The sequence below is a fragment of the Streptomyces armeniacus genome, assembly GCF_003355155.1.
GTDB classification, from domain to species: domain Bacteria; phylum Actinomycetota; class Actinomycetes; order Streptomycetales; family Streptomycetaceae; genus Streptomyces; species Streptomyces armeniacus.
Genome location: NZ_CP031320.1, coordinates 8,009,568 through 8,032,085, shown reverse-complemented (window position 1 = coordinate 8,032,085; position 22,518 = coordinate 8,009,568). Strand labels below are relative to the sequence as shown.

The window sequence follows — 22,518 nt, the reverse complement described above, 5'->3', positions numbered from 1 at the left end:
GAGATGACCGGGTTGATAGGCCGGATATGGAAGCCTCGTGAGGGGTGGAGTTGACCGGTACTAATAGGCCGAGGGCTTGTCCTCAGATGCTCGCGTCCACTGTGTTGGTTCTGAAACCACAACCAGCCATACGGGGTAGGGGTCGGTCTCGTGGGCTCGGAGATGTGTAAAAGAGACGGGCCGTGGCGCACACCCTGCTCAACTGCCTGCTGCGCGAGGTCGCCGGCCCCGAGCAGCAGGCCGCCGTCGCCGACGGGCACCTGCTGCTGCGGCTGCCCCACCGCGGCGTCCTCCTCCGCGTGGCGCTGCGCCGCACCTCGCTGCTGGGCGCGCACCGCTTCACCGGCCCCGTCCGCGAGCGCCGCGGCGACGGCGGCTGGGCGGAGCTGAGCTGGCACCGCCTCGCGGAGCACACGCAGGCCGAACTGTCCCTGCGTACGGGGGTGCAGAACGACGAGTTCCTCGAACAGGTCGCCTCCAGCCACCTCGGCACCTCCGCCGCGCTCGCCCGCCCCACGGTGCCGGGCCCGCGCGACCGCGAACCGTGCGACCGCGACCTGGGCGACCGCGAGCCGTGTGACCGTGACTCGTGCGACCGCGACCCGGACCCGGACGCCGCCTATCTCGCCTCCGAGCAGTCCCTGCTCCTCGGTCACCGCTTCCACCCCACACCCAAGGCCCGCGGCGGCGACCCGGGCGGCTGGTCCGCGTACGCCCCCGAGGCCGGGGCCGCCTTCCCGCTGCACCACCTCGCCGTACGCGCGCACCTGGTCGCCGAGGAGACCGCCGAGCCCGGGGCCGCCGCGCCGCTCGACCGGCCGCGCCCGGTCCCGTACGGCTACCGGCTGCTGCCCGCGCACCCCTGGCAGTACGGTCTCCTCGCCGGCCACCCCGGGCTGCGGGCCGCCCTCGACCGCGGCGACGTGCTCGACCTGGGGCCGGGCGGGCCGGTCTGCACGCCCACCGCGTCCGTGCGGACGCTGTACGACGGCGACGCCTTCCTGAAGTTCAGCCTGAACATCCGCATCACCAACTGCCTGCGCAAGAACTCCCGTTACGAGCTCGCGGGCGCGGTCGCCCTCACCCGCCTCCTGCGCCCCGTGCTCGCCGACCTCGCCGTCCGCCACCCCGGCGCCGCCCTGCTCCGCGAGCCCGCGTACCGCAGCCTCGAGCTCCCCGGGCCGGACGGCGCGCCGGACCGTACGCTCCTCGAAGGCTTCGGGGTCATCGTGCGCGAGGGCCCGGGTGCCCGCCTGCTCCCGGGCACGACGCCGCTGCTCGCCGCGGCCGTCGCCGACGAGTACCCGACGGGGCCCGCGCACATCTCGCGGCTGCTCGCCGGTGCCGGCGCGGAGAAGGCGCTGGAGTGGTGGGGCGCGTACCTCGACCTGCTCCTCCCGCCCGTGCTCGCCGCCTACTTCGACCACGGCCTGGTGCTGGAGCCCCACCTGCAGAACGTCCTGGTCTGCGTCGGCGCCGACGGCATGCCCGCCCAGGTCCTCTTCCGCGATCTGGAGGGCACCAAGCTGCTGCCCGAGCACCACGCCGAAGCCCTCGCCGCACTGCCCGCCGCGGTGGCGGGCCCGCTGACGTACGACGCCCGGCGCGGCTGGGACCGCGTCGTGTACTGCCTCCTCGTCAACCACGTCGCCGACCTGCTCGCCGCCCTCGCCGACCTGCACCCCGAGACCGAGGCCGCCCTGTGGGCGCGGGTGCGCGGCACGCTCCGCGCGTACGCCGCCGAGCACGGCTGCCCGCCCCGGCTGCGGGCCCTCATCGCGGGAGTCCCGCTGCCTGCCAAGGCCAACCTGCTGACCCGCTGGGAGCGCAGGGCCGACCGCGAGGCCGGGTACGTACGCCTGCCGTCGCCGTTCGCCCCCTCCTGCCCCTGTCTCTTACACACCTCTCTCCCTGCCGCCGCGGTCTCCCGTGTAGACCCGGCCGCTCGCCGCGCCCCTCAACACACAATGCGGGGCGAGGGCGTCGGCGCAGGCGTGCAGGTGCTGGGCGAACACCTGGGAACTCGTGAGGAGTTCGCGTGCCATGCCTGGCCATTGCGAGCCCTGGCCGGGGAAGACGAACACCGTCTTGCCCGTACCGTTCGCCGGAGTGCCAGGAGCGACCACCTGGGGTGCCGTCCCGCCCTCCGCGAGGGCCTGGAGGCCGGTGAGGAAGGTGTCGCGGTCCTGGCCGATGACCGCGGCCCGGTGCTCGAAGTGGGTGCGGCCGGTGGCCAGGGTGTGACCCGCCGCGGACAGGTCCAGGTCCGGAGCGGTGGTCAGGTGTGCGTGCAGACGCGCGGCCTGGTCCCGTAGCGCCTGTTGCGACTTGGCCGTGAGCGGCCAGAGCAGCGCGCCGGGCTCGGTAGCCGCAGTGGCGCGCGGTTCCGGCTCTGGCTCGGGGGCTGCTTCGAGGATGACGTGTGCGTTCGTGCCGCTGACGCCGAACGAGGACACCGCCGCCCTGCGCGGCCGTCCGGCCTCGGGCCACGGCCTCGGTTCGGTCAGGAGCTGAACGGCGCCCGCGTCCCAGTCGACATGGGGCGTCGGTTCGTCCACGTGCAGGGTCTTCGGCAGCTGGCCGTGGCGCATGGCCTCGACCATCTTGATGATGCCCGCGACGCCTGCCGCGGCCTGTGTGTGTCCGATGTTGGACTTCAGGGAGCCGAGCCAGAGGGGCTGTTCGGCGGGTCGGTCCTGCCCGTAGGTGGCGAGGAGTGCCTGTGCCTCGATGGGGTCGCCGAGGGTGGTGCCCGTGCCGTGGGCCTCTACGGCGTCGATGTCGCGTGCCGTGAGCTGGGCGTTGGCGAGTGCCTGCTGGATGACGCGCTGCTGGGAGGGCCCGTTGGGGGCGGTGAGGCCGTTCGAGGCGCCGTCCTGGTTGACGGCGGAGCCGCGTACGACCGCCAGCACCGGATGCCCGCGACGCCGCGCGTCCGAGAGCCGCTCCACGAGCAGCATCCCGACGCCCTCGGAGAAGGCCGTGCCGTCGGCCGCGCCCGCGAACGGCTTGCAGCGCCCGTCCGCCGCCAGCCCGCGCTGCCTGCTGAACTCGATGAACGTCGCCGGCGTCGCCATCACCGTCACGCCCCCGGCCAGGGCGAGATCGCACTCGCCGCTGCGCAGCGCGCTGCCTGCCTGGTGCAGGGCGACCAACGAGGAGGAGCACGCGGTGTCCACCGTGACCGCCGGACCTTCGAGCCCGAAGGTGTACGCGATACGGCCGGACGCGACGCTGCCGTGGCTGCCGCTGCGCAGGTAGCCCTCAAGTTCTTCGGGTGCCTGCTGCAGGCGGCCGCCGTAGTCGCCGTACATGACGCCGGTGAAGACACCGGTGTTGGTGCCGCGGAGGGCGTCGGGGTGGATGCCTGCGTTCTCGAGGGTCTCCCAGGTGGTTTCGAGGAGGAGGCGCTGCTGCGGGTCGGTGGCGAGGGCTTCGCGGGGGTTGATGCCGAAGAATTCGGCGTCGAAGTGGTCGGCGTCGTGGAGGAAGCCGCCGTGGCGTGTGTAGCTGGTGCCGGGGTGGGTCGGGTCGGGGTGGTAGAGGTCGTCTAGGTTCCAGCCGCGGTTGGCGGGGAACGGGCCGATGGCGTCGCGTTCCTCGGCCAGCAGCGTCCAGAGGTCGTGGGGTGTGGTGATGCCGCCGGGGTAGCGGCAGGCGATGCCGACGACGGCGAGGGGTTCGTCGGTGGCCGCGGTTGCCGTGGTGCGGATCGCCGGAGACGCGGTGCCGGCCGTCTGGGCGTGGAGGTGTCCCTTATACCATTCTGACGCTGCCCCACGAGGGTCGGTGGAGCATTCGTGTGTGGCACAGGACTTGGACAAATGCCTGCCGCGTTCGTTGAGCTGGACGCGCTGCCGCTCACCCCGAACGGCAAGACCGACACCCGGGCACTCCCCGCACCCGACTACGCGGCGGCCCCGCAGGGCCGCGCCCCAAGGAACCCCCGCGAAGAGGTGCTGTGCGCCCTCTTCGCCGAGGTCCTCGGCGCCACCGACATCGGCATCGACGACGACTTCTTCGCCCTCGGCGGCCACTCCCTCCTCGCAACCCGGCTCATCAGCCGCATCCGTACGGCACTGCGGGCGGAGGTGCCCGTACGCGCCCTGTTCGAGTCGCCCACCGTCGCCGGACTCGCCGGACGCCTCGACGGCGACGGCGCCGACGCACGGCCCGCCCCCGCACCGCGCAACCGCCCGGAACGGCTGCCGCTGTCGTTCGCGCAGCAACGTCTGTGGTTTCTGCACCAGTTGGAGGGCGGCAGCGCCACGTACAACATGCCGGTGGCGCTGCGCCTGCGCGGGCCGCTCGACCGGGACGCGCTCCGGCACGCCGTGGACGGCCTGGCCGCGCGCCACGAGTCGCTGCGCACCACGTACCACGAGGACCAGGAAGGGCCATACCAGCACGTCCACGACGCCGGAGCGGTGTCCGTGCCCTTCCGCGCCGTGCGGACCAACGGCGACCGGCTGGGCGACGACCTCGCGCACGCGGCCCGGCACACGTACGACCTCGGCGCCGAAATCCCGTTCCGCGCCACGCTGTTCGAGGTGTCCGGCGACGAGTGCGTACTGCTGTTGCTGCTGCACCACATCGCGGGCGACGCGACGTCGCTGGAGCTGCTGGTCCGGGACCTCGCCGCCGACTACACCGCCCGCCGCACCGGCGGGGAGCCCGCACAGGACGCGCCGGCGGTGCAGTACGCGGACTACGCCCTGTGGCAGCACGACATCCTCGGCTCCGACGACGACCCCGGCAGCCACGCCGCACGGCAGCTGGGCTACTGGACCTCGGCACTCCGTGACCTGCCCGAGGAGCTGCCGCTGCCCGCCGATCGCGTACGGCCCGCCGTGGCCTCGTACGCCGGTGACCGTGTCCGCTTCGAGGTGCCCGCCGAGCTGCACGGGCGGCTGAAGTCCGTGGCGCGCGGCACGGGTTCGACGCTGTTCATGGTGCTCCAGGCCGGGCTGGCCACGCTGCTGCACCGGATGGGCGCCGGTACGGACATCCCCATCGGCGCACCGGTCGCGGGCCGCACCGACGAGGCCACGGACGACGTCGTCGGCTTCTTCGCGAACACCCTGGTGCTCCGCACCGACCTCGACGGGAACCCGACACTCCGCGAACTCCTCGACCGCGTACGGGAGACGGACCTCGCCGCCTACGCGCACCAGGACATCCCCTTCGAGCGGCTGGTCGAGGTGCTCAACCCCGAGCGTTCCCTGTCCCGGCACCCGCTGTTCCAGACCATGCTGACCTTCGACAGCGCGAGCGGCGGACCGGATGTCCTCGGGTTCGCCGGGCTGAGCGCGGAGAGGCAGCCCGTTCCGTTCGACCACGCCCGCTTCGACCTGATGCTCGGCGTGAAGGAAACGGGCGCCGACGAAGCGGGCCTGAGCGCGGCCTTCGAGTACGGCACGGACCTCTTCGATCGCGCGACCGTCGAAGCGCTCGCCCGGCGCTACGTCTGCGTACTGGAGGCGTTCGCGGCAGATCTCGACACCCCCGCCTCGGCCGTCGACGTCCTCGGCGAGCACGAGCAGCGGCAGCTGGCGGCACAGTCGGCCGGACCTCGTACGGACGCCGGGGAGACGTGTGTCGCGGGGTTGTTTGAGGGGTGTGTGGTGGCGTCGCCGGGTGCGGTGGCGGTGGTGGGTGTTGATGGTGTGGCGGTGTCGTATGGGGAGTTGAACGCGCGGGCGAATCGGTTGGCGTGGTGGTTGATGCCTGCCGCGTTCGTTGAGCTGGACGCGCTGCCGCTCACCCCGAACGGCAAGACCGACACCCGGGCACTCCCCGCACCCGACTACGCGGCGGCCCCGCAGGGCCGCGCCCCAAGGAACCCCCGCGAGGAAGTGCTGTGCGCCCTCTTCGCCGAGGTCCTCGGCGCCACCGACATCGGCATCGACGACGACTTCTTCGCCCTCGGCGGCCACTCCCTCCTCGCAACCCGGCTCATCAGCCGCATCCGTACGGCACTCGGCGTCGAGGCCCCCGTACGCGCCCTGTTCGACGCCCCGACGGTCGCGGGCCTCGCCCGCGCGCTGGCCGACGCGGAGGACGCGCGGCCCCGGCTGACCGCCGTCGAGCGCCCGCAGCGGCTGCCGCTGTCGTTCGCGCAGCAACGCTTGTGGTTCCTGCACCAGTTGGAGGGGCCGAGCGCCACGTACAACATCCCCGTCGCGCTGCGGCTCTCCGGTGATCTGGACGAGGAGGCGCTTCAGGCCGCGCTGCGCGACGTCGTCCGCAGGCACGAAGTCCTGCGCACCACCTACCACGAGGACGACCAGGGCTCCTGCCAGCGCGTGCTCGACGCGGACGCGGACGCCGCCGTACCCCGTCTCGTACGGACCACCACGGCCGAGGAGCGGCTCGACGAGGACGTACGGGAGGCCGCCCGGTACAGCTTCGACCTCAGCCGCGAGACGCCCCTGCGGGCCACGCTGCTCCGGCTGTCGGAGACGGAGGCCGTCCTGCTGCTGCTCGTCCACCACATCGCGGGCGACGGCTGGTCGCTCGGCCCGCTGACCCGCGATCTCGCCCAGGCGTACCGGACGCGGTGCTCGGGCCGCGCCCCGGAGTGGCAGCCGCTGCCCGTGCACTACGCCGACCACGTGCTGTGGCAGCGCGCCGCCCTCGGCGCGGCGGACGACCCGTCCAGCCTGCTCTCGCGTCAACTCGCCCACTGGGCCGGTGCGCTGGACGGGCTGCCGGAGGAGGCCACGTTCCCCGCCGACCGGCCGCGCCCCGCGACCGCCTCGTACGCGGGCGACACGCTTACCGCCGACCTCCCCGCCGAACTGCACGCCCGGCTGGCCGCGCTGGCGCGCGACACCGGCACCAGCGTGTTCATGGTTCTCCAGGCGGCCCTGGCCACCCTGCTGCACCGGATGGGCGCCGGTACGGACATCCCCCTCGGGTCGCCGATCGCCGGCCGTACGGACGACGCCGCGGAGGACCTCGTCGGGCTGTTCGTGAACACGCTGGTGCTGCGCACCGACCTGTCCGGGCGGCCCACGGTGCGGCAACTCCTGGAGCGCGTACGGGAGAACGGGCTTGCCGCGTACGCCCATCAGGACGTGCCGTTCGAGCGGCTGGTCGAGGCGCTGAACCCGGAGCGCTCGCTGGGCAGGCACCCGCTGTTCCAGGTCATGCTGGCGTTCAACAACACCGACACGCGGGACGCCGTGGCCGCCGTCGAGGAGATGCCCGCGCTGCGCGTCTCCGGACATCCCGTCGGCACCGGCGTCTCCCGCGTCGACGCCGTCTTCAACCTGACCGAGCGGCGCGCCGCCGACGGCAGCCCGGCGGGCATCGGCTGCGTCGTGGAGTACAGCACCGACCTGTACACGCGCGAGACGGCACAGGACTGGACGGCCCGGCTCACCCGCGTACTGCAGAGCTTCGCCGCCGACGCCGACCGGCCGCTGCACGAGACGGACGTCCTCGACGCCGCCGAACGCCACCGGCTCACGGCGGGCGCCGCCGCACCTGCGCAGCCCGCACCCGCCCCGCCCCGTACGACACCGCCCTCCTCTCCCAGCGCCAGACCGCCCACCACGCCTAACCCGACGCCACCGCCACCCGCCTCGCCCCCCCGCGCCTCGCCCACGGCGACGCCGCCCCGACACCCCTCGTGCCGACGCTGCCCCTCACGACGGACTCCCTCCTCCGACCCGCGTGCCCGACGGCGCGGGCGTATCTGGCGGCCCGGCTGCCGGAGTACATGGTGCCCGCCGCGTTCGTGGCGCTGGATGCGCTGCCGCTGACCACGACCGGCAAACTCGACCGCCACGCCCTCCCCGAACCCGACCTCGATCCGCGCAGCCGCGGACGCGCCCCGCGCGGGCCCGTCGAGGAGGTCCTGTGCGGGCTGTTCGGGGAGATCCTTGGCGTGCCCGAGTGGAGCATCGACGACGACTTCTTCGCCGCCGGCGGCCACTCGCTGCTCGCCACCAAGCTGATCAGCCGCATCCGTTCGACGCTGGGGCTCGACGTCTCCGTACGCGAGCTGTTCGAGGCACCGACCGTGGCGGGACTGGCCAAACGCGCCTCCGCCGCAGCCGGTACGGGCGCCCGGCTCGCGCCCGTACAGGACCGCGGCGAACGCGTGCCGCTGTCCTTCGCGCAGCAGCGCCTGTGGTTCCTGCACCAGCTCGAAGGGCCCGGCGCCACGTACAACATCCCCGTCGCGCTGCGCGTCACCGGGCCGCTCCGGCGCCCCGCCCTCGACCAGGCGCTCAACGACGTGCTCGCCCGGCACGAGAGCCTGCGCACCGTCTTCACCGAGGACGCCGACGGCGCCCGGCAGGTGGTCCTCGGCCGGGACGCGGCGCGCGGCACCGTCGAGTGGACCGCCGTACGGCCGGACACGCTGGACGGCGAATTGGAGCGCGCCACCCGGTACGCCTTCGACCTGGCCGCCGAACTCCCCCTGCGCGCCTGGGTGTTCTCGCTGTCCGAGTCCGAGCACGTACTGCTGCTCGTCCTGCACCACATCGCCGGGGACGGCTGGTCGCTGCGACCGCTGCTGGCGGACCTCGCCCAGGCGTACACCGCGCGGTGCGCGGACCGGCCGCCGGAGTGGCGTCCGCTGCCCGTGCAGTACGCCGACTACGCGCTCTGGCAGCGCGAGGCGCTCGGCTCGGCGGAGGAGCCGGGCACCGCGCTGGCCGGGCAGCTCGACCACTGGCGGCAAGCCCTGCACGGCATACCGGAGGAACTGGCCCTCCCCACCGACCGTCCGCGCCCGCAGGCCGCGTCCCACCAGGGCGACAGCGTGACGTTCGACCTCCCGGAGGAACTGCGCGCCGCGCTCGCCGGGCTGGCCCGTGAGACGCGCTCCAGCCAGTTCATGCTGGCCCAGGCCGCGGTGGCGATCCTGCTGCACCGGCTGGGCGCGGGCGCGGACATCCCCGTCGGCGCGCCCATCGCCGGACGCACCGACGACGCGCTCGAGGACCTGGTGGGCCTCTTCGTCAACACCCTCGTGCTGCGCACCGACCTGTCCGGCGCCCCCACCGTGCGCGAACTCGTCGCCCGCGTACGGGAGACCGACCTCGCCGCGTACGAGAACCAGCACGTGCCGTTCGAGCGGCTGGTGGAAGCGGTGAACCCGGCGCGTTCCCAGTCCCGGAACCCGCTGTTCCAGGTGCTGCTGGCGTTCCACAACGCGGACGCCACCGGAACGGGCGGACGGCCGGAGTTCCCCGGCGCCGGGGAGTTCCTGGAGGTGCGCACCGGGACCGCGCGGTTCGACCTGTCGTTCGCCTTCGCCGAGCAGCGGCACGCCGACGGTACGGGCGCGGGCGTGCGCGGTGTGATCGAGTACGCCACCGAGCTGTTCGACCGCGCCACCGTCGAGACGCTCGCGGACCGCCTGGTCCGGGTCCTCGAAGCCATGACCGCCGACCCGGACCGGCCCGTGGCCGAGGTGCCGGTGCTCTCCACCGCCGAACGCGCCGAACTGCTCGCGGCAGGCCACGGCCCGGAGGCCGACGTGGACGGCGCCGACCTGCTCGGCCTGTTCGAGGAGCGGGTACGCCGTGCCCCGGAGGCGACTGCCGTGGTGTGCGGCGGTCGCGTTCTCTCGTATGCGGAAGTGGACGCGCGTGCGGGGCGGTTGGCTTGGTTGCTGGCGGGGCGTGGTGTGGGGCCGGAGTCGCTGGTGGCGCCGCGAGGATCTCGATCACGCTTTTCGCGACCGGGGTGTAGCCGGGCACGGTGGCCATCAGCGCGTGCCATTGCTGTGCGTACGGGCCGGTCGGCGCCGGCCACTGCGGATCGCCGGGCTCCGGGGCGGGGAACCCCGGGTCCGCGGTGCCGCCGGCGAGCACGACCGAGTGCAGCTCGCGCAGTTGAGCGGACGGTTCGATGCCGAGTTCGGTGCTCAGCACCCCGTGGACCCTGCGGTAGGCGGCGAGCGCCTCCGCCTGGCGGCCGCACCGGTACAGGGCCAGCATGAGCCGGAGCCACAGTCCTTCGCGGAGCGGATGCTCGTTGACGAGCACCTGTAAGTCGGCGACCACCTCGTCGTGCCGGGCGCACGCGAGTCCGGCGTCGATCCGTGTCTCCGTGGCCGCCAGCCACTGCTCCTCGAGGCGGCCCGACTCGGTCTGCACCAGCGAGGTCGGCGGAACGTCGGCCAGCGACGGGCCCCGCCACAGCGCCAGCGCCTCGTCCAGCAGGGACAGTGCCTGCACCGGATGACGGGCGCGGAACGCGGCACTCCCGCGTTCGGCGAGCGAGGCGAAACGGTCGGCATCGATGTCACCGTGACCGACCAGCAACTGATAGCCGGGGGAACGGGTTACGAGCAGCTGCCCGTCCCGGTCGTTCAGCAACGCGCGTAATCGGGCCACATAGCCGTGGACGAGATTGGGCGCCGTCCTCGGCCGAACCTCTCCCCACAGTTCCTCCGCGAGCCGGTCCACCGACACGATGCGGCTCGGGTTGAGCAGCAACACCACGAGCAGCATTCGCCACTTCGCAGCGCTGATTCCACGCCACTCCGACCCGTCGAAGACCTCGACAGGGCCCAGGATCCGAAATCGCATGCTTCCCCCTGATCATGTGATCGCGCTCCGTGCGAAAACATACCGGGTGCGGGAGCAGTCCTACGGGCGCGGGCGCATGGCCTCGATGCCCGCGATGACGCAGTCCAGGGCGGTGGCGAAGTCCCGGTCGCGCATCTCCTCGACCGTGTCACCGCCCCGTTCGGCCATCAGCTGCAGCGAGTCCTCGTACTCCGGTCTGGTCCGCACCTTGGCGTGGACGGCGCTGAAGAACTCGTCCGAGGTGAGCCCGGCCTCCTCACGGCGGCTGTTCCAGTTCGTCTCGACGGTGGCGAAGCCGAACACGAACTGGAACAGCGCCGACAGCGCGCCCGACAGCAGCGGCCCCGGCAGCCCCGCGCGCAGCATCACGCGCTGGGCGGCCTCCGCGAACTCCATCGACCGCGGCCCGACGTTGATGTAGGTGCCCATCATCTGGGACAGCCAGGGGTGGTGGTTGAACACCGAGCGGTACGCGCCGGCCAGCTGCCGCAACTGGTCCTGCCAGCTGGTGTCCTCGTCCGCCGCGTCCGGCAGGGCGATCTCGCCCATGACCGAGTCCAGGGCGAGTTCGAGCAGGTCGTCCTTGCTGTCCACGTACCAGTACACGGACATCGCCGTGACCCCCAGCTCGGCGGCCAGCCGGCGCATGGAGAACTTCGCCAGCCCTTCCGCGTCGAGCAGCCGTACGGCCGCCTCCGTGATCCGCTCGCGGTCCAGGCCGTGCGGCTCCTGCTCCGTGCCGCGCCCGGCCGCCCGGCGCCGGGGCGCCGGGCGGTCCTCCAGCCACACGCTGGTCCGGGGTGGACGGCTGGTGCGGCTGTCAGATGCCATGGCGCGCTCCTTCGGGACGGTGCGGTGCGGGGCGGGGGGGGTCGCGCACCTCGGCCAGATGTCCGTCCGCCGCGCCGAACGCGAGGAGACCGTCCCCGAGATACGCCTGCGCGGTCAGCTCTCCGACCTCGTCGAGCTCGTCGACCCGGGCCGGCCTGATCGTGATGTCCATGGAGACAAGCATGCAGCACCCCACTGACAGCGGGCCGTCAGTGGGGTGCGGAGCCGACGCCTCCGGCCGGAGGCGCCGGTACCGTTCTCAGCCGGTCAGGGCGCCTTGGCGACCCCCCCCGCCCGCCCCCGCCGCCACGCCACCGCCCGGCGGGATCTACGGCCCCGTCGGCTACCACCCGTATCCGCCTCAGCCCGAGCCGGCCCGCGCACGCACCGGTCCGGCCGTCGTGATCGCCGTCCTCGTCACGCTGCTGATCGTCGTGAGCGGCGTGACGGCCTTCGCCCTGCTCGGCGACCTCGGCGGCGGCAAGGACAAGGGAGCGCAGGAGGACTCCAAGCAGCCCGACCGAGGCAGCGACGGCTCGCCGAAGGACGACGCCGACGTGGACAGTTCCACCAACGACCCGTCCAACTCCCCTTCCGAGAGCGGGAACGCCGACGAGATCCCCTCCGAGATGGTCGGCCAGTGGCGCCGGACCTTCGGCACGGGCGACGCCAACGTCTTCGTGCTCAACCTCGAGCAGGGCAAGCTGGGCGACACGGTCGTCACCATCACCGGTGAAGGCCCCACGTACAGCTGCGAGTTCCAGGCCGACCTGACGTCGTACGGGCCGCCCGTCGGCCTCGGTCCCTCCCGGGTCACCTTCGAGTCCTCCGACGAGGACTGCGCGGAGGGCCCCACCACGGAGCTGGAGCTCACCAACAGCGGCCAGCTGCGCCGCTCCTTCTCCGACGGACGCGCGCCCCAGATCTTCTCCCCCGCGGACTAGGGGGAGTCGAAGCTTCCGCGCCCCGAGCCGCCGGCCGGCCGCCGGTCCCGACGGCCGGTAACGGAACCGACTCGGGATGGTGGCCCGTCCCCCTCGGCAGCGAGACGCACCTCTATCCTTCGTCTCGGCGACCGTACGGGGGAGGGACAGCGCACATGGACAGGCTGGACACCGGGGATCCGCGCTGGATCGGCGGTTACCGCCTGCTGGGCAGGCTCGGCGAGGGCGGCATGGGCCGGGTCTACCTCGCCCGCAGCGAGCGCGGCCGTACGGTCGCGGTCAAAGCGGTACGGGGCGAACTGGCCCGGCAGCCGGACTTCCGACGCCGTTTCGCGCAGGAGATCACCGCTGCCCAGCGGGTCGGCGCGGACTGGACCGCGCCCGTACTGGACGCCGATACGGAAGCCGCCGAGCCCTGGGTCGCCACCGGTTACATCGCCGGTCCTTCCCTCACCGAGGTCGTCGACCGCGACTACGGCCCGCTGCCCGAGCACTCCGTACGGGCCCTCGCGACCGGCCTGGTCAAGGCGCTGACGGCGATTCACGCCGCGGGCCTGGTGCACCGCGACCTCAAGCCCTCCAACGTGCTGATCACCATCGACGGCCCGCGCGTCATCGACTTCGGCATCGCCCGCGCGCTGGACGCCACCGTGCAGTCCTCGGCCGGGCTCACGCGCACCGGGGCGGTGATCGGTTCGCCCGGCTTCATGTCGCCGGAGCAGGTGCGGGGCGAGACGGTGACGCCGGCGGCCGACGTGTTCTGCCTCGGCGCGGTGCTGGCGTACGCGGCGACGGGGCGGATGCCGTTCGGCACGGCGGACAGCGGGATCCACGCGCTGCTGTTCCGCATCGCCGAGGAGGAGCCGGATCTGAGCGGCCTGTCGGGGCCGTTGCACCAGCTCATCAGCGCCTGTCTGACCAAGTCCCCGGGCGGGCGGCCCACGTTGGAAACGCTCTCGGCGCACACCGACGGCGAGATAACCGGTACCTGGCTGCCCGGCGAGGTGCTGGCGCAGCTGGGCCGGCACGCCGTCCAACTCCTCGACAGCGAGGACCCGGAGGCGCAGGCCGCCACCGCGACGGGCACGGGCGCCGACGTCGGCCAGCCGGTCACCGGGATCGGAAACGGAGGCGGAAACGGAACCGGCGGCAGCCCCTCCACCCCGCCGCCCACCCGCCGCCCACGCCGAAGGCGAAGGGCACCCAGCCACCGCCCAAGGTCGCCCGGGCGGCCGCCGCGCCCGGTCCGGGGGGCGCCGGCGGTGGCCGCGTCGAGTGCCGCGCGGCCCTCGTGCAGCAGGACCTCTCCGGCGCCGGTCAGGGAGACGCCGCGGCGGTTGCGCGTCAGCAGGGTGACGCCGAGGCGGCGTTCGAGCTGCTGAATGCGGAGACACGGACGGGGGCGGGGGCGGGGGCGACCGTACGGAAGCCGAACACCGTACGGAGGGCGACGGCCCGGCCGAGCACCGTACGGAAGCCGAGCACCGTACGGAGACCGAGCACCGTACGGGGGCCGCCGCGCCGCCCGCCGTACCGCGCGAGGACGCGCCCGCCTGACGCCCGCCCCTCAGCCGGGGTCGGCTTCGCCGGTGAGGTGGGTGAAGGCCGCGAGGTTACGGGTGGACTCGCCGCGCGCGGTGCGCCACTCGTACTCCCGGCGGATCGCCGTCGCGAACCCCATCTCCAGCAGCGTGTTGAACGAGCCGTCGGCGTTTTCGAGCACCGTGCCGAGCAGCCGGTCGACACCGTCCGGAGTGACCGCCGCCAGCGGCAGCCGGCCGACGAGGTAGATGTCGCCGTGCCGGTCGATCGCGTAACTCACTCCGTACAATCGCGTGTTGCGCTCCAGCAGCCAGCGGTGCACGGCGGCCTGGTTCTCGTCGGGACAGCGGACGACGAAGGCGTTGACCGAGAGCGAGTGCCGTCCGACGGACAGCGAGCACGTCGTCGAGAGCTTGCGGGTGCCGGGCAGTGTGACGACGTACGTGCCGTCCGACGGGCTCTCCCACTCCAGTTCGGCTTCGCGGAGGGCGCGTTCGATCACCGCCGTGGGGGCCTGTGACGCGGGCTCCTGCCCGCTGCCCGGCGCGTGCTCCTCTGCGGACTTCGGCTCAGCCATGCAGGGATCGTAGGCGACCGTGCCTGTCGTGCAGCGCGGCGGCGTACACGTCGGCGGTGTCCGCCGCCGTCGAGTCCCAGCCGAAGCGCTGCGCGTGCCGGGCGGCGGCGTCGCCCATGCGCGGCACCCGCGTGCCGTCGTCCACGAAGCGGCGCAGGGCGCGCGCGTACTCCGCCGGTTCGTGCCCGGCGACGAGATAGCCGCTCACCCCGTCCCGTACCGCCACCGGAAGTCCCCCCACCGCCGCCGCCACCACGGGCGTGCCGCACGCCTGCGCCTCGACCGCCACGAGCCCGAACGACTCGCTGTACGACGGCATGACCAGCGCGCTCGCCGCCCGGTACCAGTCCGCCAGCTGCTCCTGCCCCACCGGCGGCCGGAACCACACGAGGTCCGCGATGCCCAGCCGCGCCGCCAGCTTCTGCAGCCCCTCCGGCTTCGCCAGGCCGCTCCCGCTGGGCCCGCCCACCACCGGCACGACCAGCCGCCCGCGCAGCGCGGGCTGCTCCCGTACGAGCAGCGCGACCGCGCGCAGCAGGATGTCCGGCGCCTTCAACGGCTGTATGCGGCCCGCGAACAGCGGTATCAGCGCGTGCTGCGGCAGCCCGAGCCGGGCACGGGCGGCGGCACGGCCGTCGGCCGGTCGGAACCGGTCGAGGTTCACACCGGGGTGTACGACGGCGGTCTCGCGGGGGTCGGCGGCGTAGTGCCGGACCAGCTCGTCGGCCTCCTCGGCGGTGTTCGCGATCAGGCGGTCCGCGGCCCGTACGATCTGCGTCTCGCCGATCACGCGCGCCGGCGGCTCCGGGGTGTCGCCCTCCGCCAGGGCGGCGTTCTTGACCTTCGCCATCGTGTGCATCGTGTGCACCAGCGGCACGCCCCAGCGCTCGGAGGCCAGCCAGCCGACGTGGCCGGACAGCCAGTAGTGCGAGTGCACCAGGTCGTAGTGGCCCGGCCGGTGACCGGCCCACGCCTGCATCACGCCGTGTGTGAACGCGCAGAGCTGCGCGGGCAGCTCCTCCTTCGACAGCCCCTCGTACGGGCCCGCGTCGACGTGCCGTACGAGCACGCCCGGCGCGAGTTCGACGGCGGGCGGTAGGGCGCCGGTGGTCGCACGGGTGAAGATCTCGACCTCGGTGCCGAGGGCGGCGAGCTGCTTGGCCAGCTCGACGATGTACACGTTCATGCCGCCGGCGTCGCCCGTACCGGGCTGGTGCAGGGGCGACGTGTGGACGCTCAGCATCGCCACGCGCCGGGGGCGCGAGCGGCGGAGCGCACGGCGCGGGTGCGGTCGCTTATAAACACCTGACGGTGCCGACGAAGGCTGCGGGGGAGATGTCGGGGGGACGCGGAAGAAGCGCCACAAACATATTGTCCGCGCCGGTGCGGCAGTGCGAGCCGATCGTGCTGCGGTGCTTGTTGACCCCGTCGTAGTTGACGAAGACGCTCGCCGCCCCGATGTTGCTGTGCTCACCGATCGTCGCCTCGCCCACGTACGACAGGTGCGGCACCTTCCGGCCCTCGCCGAGCCTCGCGCCCTTCATCTCCACGAAGCTGCCCGCCTTCGCCTTCGCACCCAGGCCGGGGCCGGGGCCGGGTTCCTCGGGTGAACGGGCGGCGCGGGCGCCGGAGTTGCGCCGCGCGTCCTCGCCGGTACGGGCGTCCCCGCCGGTACGCGCGTCCCCGCCGGTACGGGCGTCCAGCCACCCCGGCACCAGGTCCTCGCCGTCCGAGGCGCCCCGCGCGGCGGCAGCGGACGGGCCCGGCAACGGCGGTGTCAGCGGTGACGCCGGGGGCGTGAGCCAGTCGGGCAGCAGGCCGTCGTCGGCCCCGCCGCCCCGCTGCCGTGGGCCGGCCGGCGGGGCGTCGTTGGCGAGGGCGAGCGCCTCGTCCAGCTCGTCCGCGTCGCTCATTCCTCTTCCGCTTCCCAGCGTTTCGCGAGGTCCGCGGCCTTACGGGAGAGTTCCGAGACGACTTCGGGCGACGCACCGCGCTGCCCCGCCGCGTACCCCACGAGGAACGTGGTCAGTGGCGCGGCGGGGCGCGCCACGCCGTGGGCCGCGTCGCGTGCGACGTCGAGGAGTTCGTCGACGTCGACGTCGAGATCGATGCCCAGTTCGGCTTTGACTGCCTCAGTCCATTCATCCAGCACGGTGCCATGCTCCCTGATTCGGGCCCGGGCCGCCGCGATGTCCTGCCAGGTGTCGCAGTCGGCCGCGTCGGCCGCGGCGATGCGCCGGAGCCGCAGCTCGGGCAGCAGCAGCCGGAGCGGCAGACCGCCGAGGCGGTCGTACTCGGTGCGGAGCAGGGCGAGTTCGCGGCGGAGCGGGTCGGTGCGGTAGGCCGCGACCAGGGGCTGGTCGCGGCCGTCGAGGTGGACGACGGTGCCCTCCGCGCCGTCCCGTACGTCCAGCAGCTCCCGTACGGTCTCCCGCCGCAGGAAGGGCAGGTCGGCGGAGAGCACCAGGACGGTGTCCCGCTCCGCGTGCCGCAGGCCCGCGTCGAGCGCGGCGAGCGGGCCGCCGCCGGGCGGCGTCTCGCGGGCCCAGACGACGGGCCGGTACGCGGGCCGGCGCGGGCCGACGACGACCGTCGTCGCGGCGTCGCGGCAGGCGGCCAGCACCCGGTCGAGCAGGGTGCGGCCGCCGACCGTGAGGGCGGGCTTGTCCGTGCCGCCGAGGCGGCGGGCACCGCCGCCCGCGATGACGACGGCGTCGTACGCGGGCGGGGGCGCGGGGGTGGCCCCTGTCATGCCGGGATGCGTCTGGTTCACGCCTCAGAGCGTACGGAGCAGCACCGCCGGGCGCTCCACGCAGTCCGCGACGTAACGCAGGAAGCCGCCGGCCGTACCGCCGTCGCACACCCGGTGGTCGAACGTGAGCGACAGCTGGACGACGCTGCGTACGGCCAGTTCGCCGGCCACCACCCAGGGCTTCTCGGTGATGCGGCCGACGCCGAGCATGGCGGCTTCGGGGTGGTTGATGATCGGGGTGGAGCCGTCGACGCCGAACACGCCGTAGTTGTTGAGGGTGAAGGTGCCGCCGGTGAGTTCGGCGGGGGAGAGGGCGCCGGAGCGGGCGGCCTCGGTGAGCCGCGCGAACTCGGCGCTGAGCTGCTCGGCGTTGCGCGCGTGCGCGTCCCGTACGACGGGGACCACGAGCCCCCGGTCGGTCTGCGCCGCGAAACCGAGGTGCACGGCGTCGAGCCGTACGATCTCGCGGGCCTCGGTGTCGACGGTGGCGTTCAGCTCGGGGTGGCGGGCGAGCGCGGCGGTGCAGACGCGGGCGAGGAGCGCGAGCAGCGAGATCCGGTCCGCAGGGTCCGTACGGCCCTCGTTGGCGGCGTGGCGGGCGGCGAGGAGTTCGGTGGCGTCGGCGTCCACCCAGCAGGTGGCGTCGGGGATTTCGCGGCGGCTGCGGGACAGCTTCTCGGCGGCGACGCCGCGAAGTCCGCGCAGGGGCACGCGCGTTCCCTCAGGGGCGGCGCCCGTACGGGACTGGGCCGCGGGGGTCTGTACGGGCGCGGGGCGCGGGGTGCGGGGCGAGGGCGTCGGCGCAGGCGTGCAGGTGCTGGGCGAACACCTGGGAACTCGTGAGGAGTTCGCGTGCCATGCCTGGCCATTGCGAGCCCTGGCCGGGGAAGACGAACACCGTCTTGCCCGAGTCACGCGCAGGTGTGCCGGGGGTGACGAGACCGGCGCTGGTCCCGCCCTCTGCGAGGGCCTGGAGGCTGGTGAGGAAGGTGTCGCGGTCCTGGCCGATGACCGCGGCCCGGTGCTCGAAGTGGGCGCGGCCGGTGGCCAGGGTGTGACCCACCGCGGGCAGGTCCAGCCCTGGGTGCGCGGTCAGGTGTGCGTGCAGACGCGCGGCCTGATCCCGTAGCGCCTGCTCCGTCTTTCCCGACAGCACCCACGGCACGGGGGAGTCCACCGGCTCAACCGGTGGCTCCACAGCCTCCGTTGAGGAGGCGGCCTCCAGGATCACGTGTGCGTTCGTGCCGCTGATCCCGAACGAGGACACCGCCGCCCGGCGGGGGCGGTCCGTTTCGGGCCACGGCACCGGTTCGGTGAGCAGGGACACCGCGCCCGCGTCCCAGTCGACGTGCGGTGTCGGCTCGTCCACGTGCAGGGTCCTGGGCAGTTCGCCGTGGCGCATGGCCTCGACCATCTTGATGATGCCCGCGACGCCTGCCGCGGCCTGTGTGTGTCCGATGTTGGACTTGAGGGAGCCGAGCCAGAGGGGCTGTTCGGCGGGTCGGTCCTGCCCGTAGGTGGCGAGGAGTGCCTGTGCCTCGATGGGGTCGCCGAGGGTGGTGCCCGTGCCGTGGGCTTCTACGGCGTCGATGTCGCGTGCCGTGAGCTGGGCGTTGGCGAGTGCCTGCTGGATGACGCGCTGCTGGGAGGGGCCGTTGGGGGCGGTGAGGCCGTTCGAGGCGCCGTCCTGGTTGACGGCGGAGCCGCGTACGACCGCCAGCACCGGGTGACCGTTGCGGCGCGCGTCCGAGAGCCGTTCGATGAGGAGCATCCCGATGCCCTCGCCCCAGCCCGTACCGTCGGCGGCCGCCGCGAAGGCCTTGCAGCGCCCGTCCGCAGCCAGCCCGCGCTGCCTGCTGAACTCCGTGAAGACCGCCGGAGTCGACAGCACCGTCACGCCTCCGGCCAGCGCGAGATCGCACTCGCCGGTGCGGAGGGAGTTGCTCGCCTGGTGCAGGGCGACGAGCGAGGACGAGCAGGCCGTGTCGATGCTGACGGCCGGGCCTTCGAGACCGAAGGTGTAGGCGACGCGCCCGGACGCGACGCTCGATGTCGTACCGGTGACGAGATGACCGCCGGTGTTCTCCGCGTCGTGCGCGCCGACACCGTAGTGCTGCGAGATGACGCCGGTGAAGACGCCGGTGTTGGTGCCGCGGAGGGTGTCGGGGTGGATGCCTGCGTGCTCGAACGACTCCCACGTGGTCTCCAGCAGCAGCCTCTGCTGCGGGTCCGTGGCGAGCGATTCGCGGGGGCTCATGCCGAAGAAGTCGGCGTCGAACTGCCCCGCGTCGTGGAGGAATCCGCCCTCGCGTACGTACGTCTTGCCCGGCAGGCCCGGCTCGGGATCGTAGAGCCCCTCAACGTCCCAGCCGCGGCCGTCCGGCAGGCCCGACAGCGCGTCGGTGCCCTCGGCCAGCAGGTCCCAGAAGCCCTCCGGGGTCGTGACCCCGCCGGGGAACCGGCAGGCCATGCCGACGATGGCGATGGGCTCGTCGTGTGCTGCCGCACCCGTTGCGGCCTTGGCCTGCGGCTGGTGCCGGGCGGTTCCGGCGAGCTCGGTGAGCAGGAGTTCGGCGAGGGCCTGGGGAGTCGGGTAGTCGAAGGCGAGCGTGGTGGGGAGGCGCAGGCCGGTGGCGGCGTTGAGCCGGTTGCGGAGCTGGACGGCGGTCAGGGAGTCGAACCCGAGGTCCTGGAAGGAACGTTCGGCGGTGATCGCCTCCGGCGTCGCATGCCCCAGCACGCCCGCGACCTCCGTACGGACCGTCTCCAGCAGCAGCTTGTGCCGCTCCCCCTCGGGGAGTCGGGCGATACGCCCGGCCAGCCCGGAGGCGTCCCCGGCTGTGCGACGCGTGGCGGGTGTGCGGACCAGCCCGCGGAGGGGGGTGGGGAGGGCGCCGGCGGCGGCTTGGGTGCGGAGGGTGGTGGTGTCGAGTTGGGCGAGGGTGAGGGTGGGGTGGTTGCCCCTTCTTCGGCACCGTCAGATGTGTATAAGACACCGCGATGATCCGGTCCCCCACCTCCCCCATCACCCCGCGCCCGAACTGCGCGGGCCTGCCCGTCACCGCCAGGTCGGTGGTCACGCTGACCGACGTGGAGCCGTCGGGCCGCTCCGTCATCGTGCCGGTGACGGTCGCGCGGGCGGTGCCCTGGCCGCGGGTCTCCTTGCCGCTGGCGGCCAGCAGTACGCGGTGCGCGTCCTGGTCGCGCTCCTCGAACGCGGCGGTGCCGCGGTACGTGACCGTCATCGGCCCGACCTTGACCTTCACCGAGCCGCGGATGGTCTCGCCGTCGAAGCTCTCCACGGTCGCTCCGGGCATGCAGGGCGCGACGCGCTCGATGTCCAGCAGCACCCGCCAGGCCTCGTCGACGGGTACGGGAACGGTGAACTCGTGCTGCAGCTCCATGGTCAGCTCCTCAGCCGGAATAAGGCGGATCCTGAAGCGGATCCTGAAGCGGATGGGGAAGCGGAGACGGAGGCGGAGGGGACAGCGGAGGCGTGCCCCCCGGCGCCCCGTGGATCGCCCCGCCCGTCTCCGTGAGCGGCGCCCCGCTGCCGCCCCACCTCAGCGCGACGATCTCCGCCGCGACCGAGACGGCGACCTCCTCGGGCGTACGCGCCCCCAGGTCGAGCCCGATCGGCGAGCGCAGCCGCGCCAACTCCTGCTGTGCGACGCCCGCTTCCCGCAGCCGTACGAGCCGGTCCTCGTGCGTACGGCGGCTGCCCATCGCGCCGATGTACGCGGCGGGCGCGCGCAGCGCCACCTCCAGCAGCGGTACGTCGAACTTCGGGTCGTGCGTGAGTACGCAGATCACCGTCTGATCGTCGGTCTCGGTGCCTCCCAGGTAGCGGTGCGGCCAGTCGACGACGACCTCGACGTCCGGCGGGAAGCGTTTCGCGGTGGCGAAGGCGGGGCGGGCGTCGCAGACGGTGACGCGGTAGCCGAGGAAGGTGCCGATACGGGCGACGGCCGCGGCGAAGTCGATGGCCCCGAAGACCAGCATGCGCGGCGGGGGCGCGAACGAGTGGAGGAAGACGCTCACTTCGTCCACGCGCCGTTCGCCGTGCGGGCCGTAGTGCCGTACGCCGGTGGCACCGCGGGCGAGTTCGCCGCGCGCGTCCGCTGCGACGGCGGCGTCCAGGCCCTCCGTTCCGAGGGAGCCCGCCGCCGCGTCGGGCCACACCGCGAGCGAGGCACCGCGCGTGGCCGGTCCGTCCAGTACGGTCGCCACGGCCACCGGGCGGTGCGCGGCGACGGAGTCGGCGACGTCCGTGAACGGCACCTCTCCCCCGACCCCGGCCCCACGGCCCGAAGCGATCGGCGCCGCCACCCGCCGCACCAGGAGCGTGATTTCGCCGCCGCAGGTCAGCCCGACGGCGAACGCGTCCTCGTCGCTGTACCCGAAGGTCTCCAGCCGTGCCGCGCCGTCCGCCACCACCTCCTTGGCCAGCTCGAAGACGGCGCCCTCGACGCAGCCGCCCGAGACGCTGCCCACCACCTCGTCACCGGGCCCGACCGCCATGGCGGCGCCGGGTCCGCGCGGTGCGCTGCGGCTCACCCGTACGACGGTGGCCAGGCCGAACGGCTCCCCCTCCGCATACCAGCTCCGCAGCGCCGGAAGGATGTCACGCATCGCCCGCTCCCTTCACCGCACCCGCGCACCCTGCCACGCCCGCGCCAGGCACCGCGCCCGCGCCAGGCACCGCGCCCGCGCCAGGCACCGCGCCCGCGCCCCGCACCACACCCGCCAGGTGTTCCAGCGCGGCCAGGCTGTGGCCCTCGACGAACGCGTCGACGCTCGGCAGCGCCGCCGCCATGCCGCCCGCCAGCGGCGCGTAACCGGGCCTGTGCTTGCGCGGGTTGGCCCACACCACGCGGTGCGCGAGGCGGCGCAGCCGCCGCATCTGCGCGCCGAGCAGCGCCGGGTCGCCGCGTTCCCAGCCGTCCGAGAGGACGACGACGACCGCGCCGCGTGCCGTGCCGCGCTGCCCCCAGCGGTCGAGGAAGGCGCGCAGGGTCTCGCCGAGCCGGGTGCCGCCGCTCCAGTCCGGTACGGCGGCGCCGACGGCGCGCAGCGCCGTGTCCGGGTCGCGGTGGGTCAGTTCGCGGGTGACGCGGGTCAGCCGGGTGCCGACGGTGAACACCTCCGTACGCGCACGGGTGCCGTACGAGCCCCCGCCCCCGTACGACGGCCCGAACCGTCCTGCTCCGCAGGAACGACGCACGTCGCTACGCGACGTTACCCGAATTGCTTCGCAATTCGGGATGGAAATCCCTTCGGGATTTCCTGTAATTCGCTCCGCGAATTACAGGTTAA

10 protein-coding genes and 9 pseudogenes are annotated in these 22,518 nt (G+C 73.5%); 5 read left to right on the top strand and 14 right to left on the bottom strand.

The annotated features are described in order from the left end of the window. Window positions 1-182: 182 nt before the first annotated feature. Window positions 183-1,877, top strand: a pseudogene (locus tag DVA86_RS34705) (IucA/IucC family protein); the annotation flags it as partial. Window positions 1,878-1,895: 18 nt separating this feature from the next. Here the strand turns inward: DVA86_RS34705 and DVA86_RS34700 are convergent. Next, on the bottom strand, window positions 1,896-3,824 hold the full coding sequence (locus DVA86_RS34700) for a type I polyketide synthase (RefSeq protein ID WP_281279350.1): 1,929 nt from the start codon (window positions 3,822-3,824) through the stop codon (window positions 1,896-1,898). Here DVA86_RS34700 and DVA86_RS34695 point away from each other — a divergent pair. Next, window positions 3,825-7,769, top strand: a pseudogene (locus DVA86_RS34695) (condensation domain-containing protein); the annotation flags it as partial. Next, window positions 7,727-9,964, top strand: coding sequence for a condensation domain-containing protein (locus DVA86_RS34690; RefSeq protein ID WP_208884207.1), 2,238 nt, complete (start codon window positions 7,727-7,729; stop codon window positions 9,962-9,964). The pseudogene DVA86_RS34695 and the gene DVA86_RS34690, both read left to right, overlap by 43 nt. Here the strand turns inward: DVA86_RS34690 and DVA86_RS36395 are convergent. The 3 genes and pseudogenes from DVA86_RS36395 to DVA86_RS34670 form a co-directional block, all read right to left on the bottom strand. Then, a pseudogene (locus DVA86_RS36395) lies at window positions 9,891-10,478 on the bottom strand (AfsR/SARP family transcriptional regulator); the annotation flags it as partial. The gene DVA86_RS34690 and the pseudogene DVA86_RS36395 overlap by 74 nt on opposite strands. A gap of 138 nt (window positions 10,479-10,616) precedes the next feature. Further along, entirely contained in the window at window positions 10,617-11,387 is a 771-nt protein-coding gene (locus DVA86_RS34675) for a TetR/AcrR family transcriptional regulator (RefSeq protein WP_208884204.1), read from the bottom strand. Next, window positions 11,377-11,559, bottom strand: a complete 183-nt coding sequence (locus tag DVA86_RS34670) for a hypothetical protein (protein ID WP_208884202.1) — start codon at window positions 11,557-11,559, stop codon at window positions 11,377-11,379. Before DVA86_RS34670 ends, DVA86_RS34675 begins: the two co-directional genes overlap by 11 nt. Before the next feature lie 229 nt (window positions 11,560-11,788). Here DVA86_RS34670 and DVA86_RS34665 point away from each other — a divergent pair, with 229 nt between their 5' ends. Together DVA86_RS34665 and DVA86_RS34660 are read left to right on the top strand one after the other, a co-directional pair. After that, on the top strand, window positions 11,789-12,331 hold the full coding sequence (locus DVA86_RS34665) for a hypothetical protein (protein WP_208884200.1): 543 nt from the start codon (window positions 11,789-11,791) through the stop codon (window positions 12,329-12,331). Window positions 12,332-12,486: 155 nt separating this feature from the next. Continuing rightward, a pseudogene (locus tag DVA86_RS34660) lies at window positions 12,487-13,236 on the top strand (serine/threonine-protein kinase); the annotation flags it as partial. 326 nt (window positions 13,237-13,562) lie between these two features. Here DVA86_RS34660 and DVA86_RS35855 read toward each other — a convergent pair. From DVA86_RS35855 to DVA86_RS34615, 10 genes and pseudogenes are all read right to left on the bottom strand, one after another. After that, a pseudogene (locus DVA86_RS35855) lies at window positions 13,563-13,715 on the bottom strand (LysR family transcriptional regulator); the annotation flags it as partial. A 183-nt stretch (window positions 13,716-13,898) separates the two neighbouring features. Beyond that, window positions 13,899-14,450: a type III secretion system chaperone family protein gene (locus DVA86_RS34655; RefSeq protein ID WP_208884197.1), complete on the bottom strand. Its 552-nt coding sequence runs from the start codon at window positions 14,448-14,450 to the stop codon at window positions 13,899-13,901. After that, on the bottom strand, window positions 14,443-15,693 hold the full coding sequence (gene mshA, locus DVA86_RS34650; protein ID WP_208884195.1) for a D-inositol-3-phosphate glycosyltransferase: 1,251 nt from the start codon (window positions 15,691-15,693) through the stop codon (window positions 14,443-14,445). Before mshA ends, DVA86_RS34655 begins: the two co-directional genes overlap by 8 nt. Before the next feature lie 115 nt (window positions 15,694-15,808). Next, window positions 15,809-16,042: pseudogene (gene glmU / locus DVA86_RS34645) on the bottom strand (bifunctional UDP-N-acetylglucosamine diphosphorylase/glucosamine-1-phosphate N-acetyltransferase GlmU); the annotation flags it as partial. Between the two features lie 317 nt (window positions 16,043-16,359). Next, window positions 16,360-17,202, bottom strand: a complete 843-nt coding sequence (locus DVA86_RS34640) for an NTP transferase domain-containing protein (RefSeq protein WP_208885599.1) — start codon at window positions 17,200-17,202, stop codon at window positions 16,360-16,362. A gap of 24 nt (window positions 17,203-17,226) precedes the next feature. Further along, window positions 17,227-17,913 (bottom strand): dihydrolipoamide acetyltransferase family protein, encoded by a 687-nt coding sequence (locus DVA86_RS34635; protein ID WP_425470964.1) that lies wholly within the window; start codon window positions 17,911-17,913, stop codon window positions 17,227-17,229. A 10-nt stretch (window positions 17,914-17,923) separates the two neighbouring features. After that, window positions 17,924-20,137, bottom strand: a pseudogene (locus tag DVA86_RS34630) (type I polyketide synthase); the annotation flags it as partial. 64 nt (window positions 20,138-20,201) lie between these two features. Next, window positions 20,202-20,606 (bottom strand): annotated as a pseudogene (locus DVA86_RS34625) (SRPBCC family protein); the annotation flags it as partial. Window positions 20,607-20,616: 10 nt separating this feature from the next. After that, window positions 20,617-21,834, bottom strand: coding sequence for an XdhC family protein (locus DVA86_RS34620; RefSeq protein ID WP_208884194.1), 1,218 nt, complete (start codon window positions 21,832-21,834; stop codon window positions 20,617-20,619). A 94-nt stretch (window positions 21,835-21,928) separates the two neighbouring features. Then, window positions 21,929-22,357 (bottom strand): annotated as a pseudogene (locus DVA86_RS34615) (VWA domain-containing protein); the annotation flags it as partial. Window positions 22,358-22,518 lie beyond the last annotated feature (161 nt).

Excerpts from the sequence above, each read along its gene's own strand:
- DVA86_RS34670 (WP_208884202.1), bottom strand. The coding sequence starts at position 11,559 with ATGGACATCACGATCAGGCCGGCCCGGGTCGACGAGCTCGACGAGGTC.
- mshA (WP_208884195.1), bottom strand. The coding sequence starts at position 15,693 with ATGCTGAGCGTCCACACGTCGCCCCTGCACCAGCCCGGTACGGGCGAC.
- DVA86_RS34690 (WP_208884207.1), top strand. The coding sequence starts at position 7,727 with ATGGTGCCCGCCGCGTTCGTGGCGCTGGATGCGCTGCCGCTGACCACG.
- DVA86_RS34655 (WP_208884197.1), bottom strand. The coding sequence starts at position 14,450 with ATGGCTGAGCCGAAGTCCGCAGAGGAGCACGCGCCGGGCAGCGGGCAG.
- DVA86_RS34620 (WP_208884194.1), bottom strand. The coding sequence starts at position 21,834 with ATGCGTGACATCCTTCCGGCGCTGCGGAGCTGGTATGCGGAGGGGGAG.
- DVA86_RS34640 (WP_208885599.1), bottom strand. The coding sequence starts at position 17,202 with ATGACAGGGGCCACCCCCGCGCCCCCGCCCGCGTACGACGCCGTCGTC.
- DVA86_RS34675 (WP_208884204.1), bottom strand. The coding sequence starts at position 11,387 with ATGGCATCTGACAGCCGCACCAGCCGTCCACCCCGGACCAGCGTGTGG.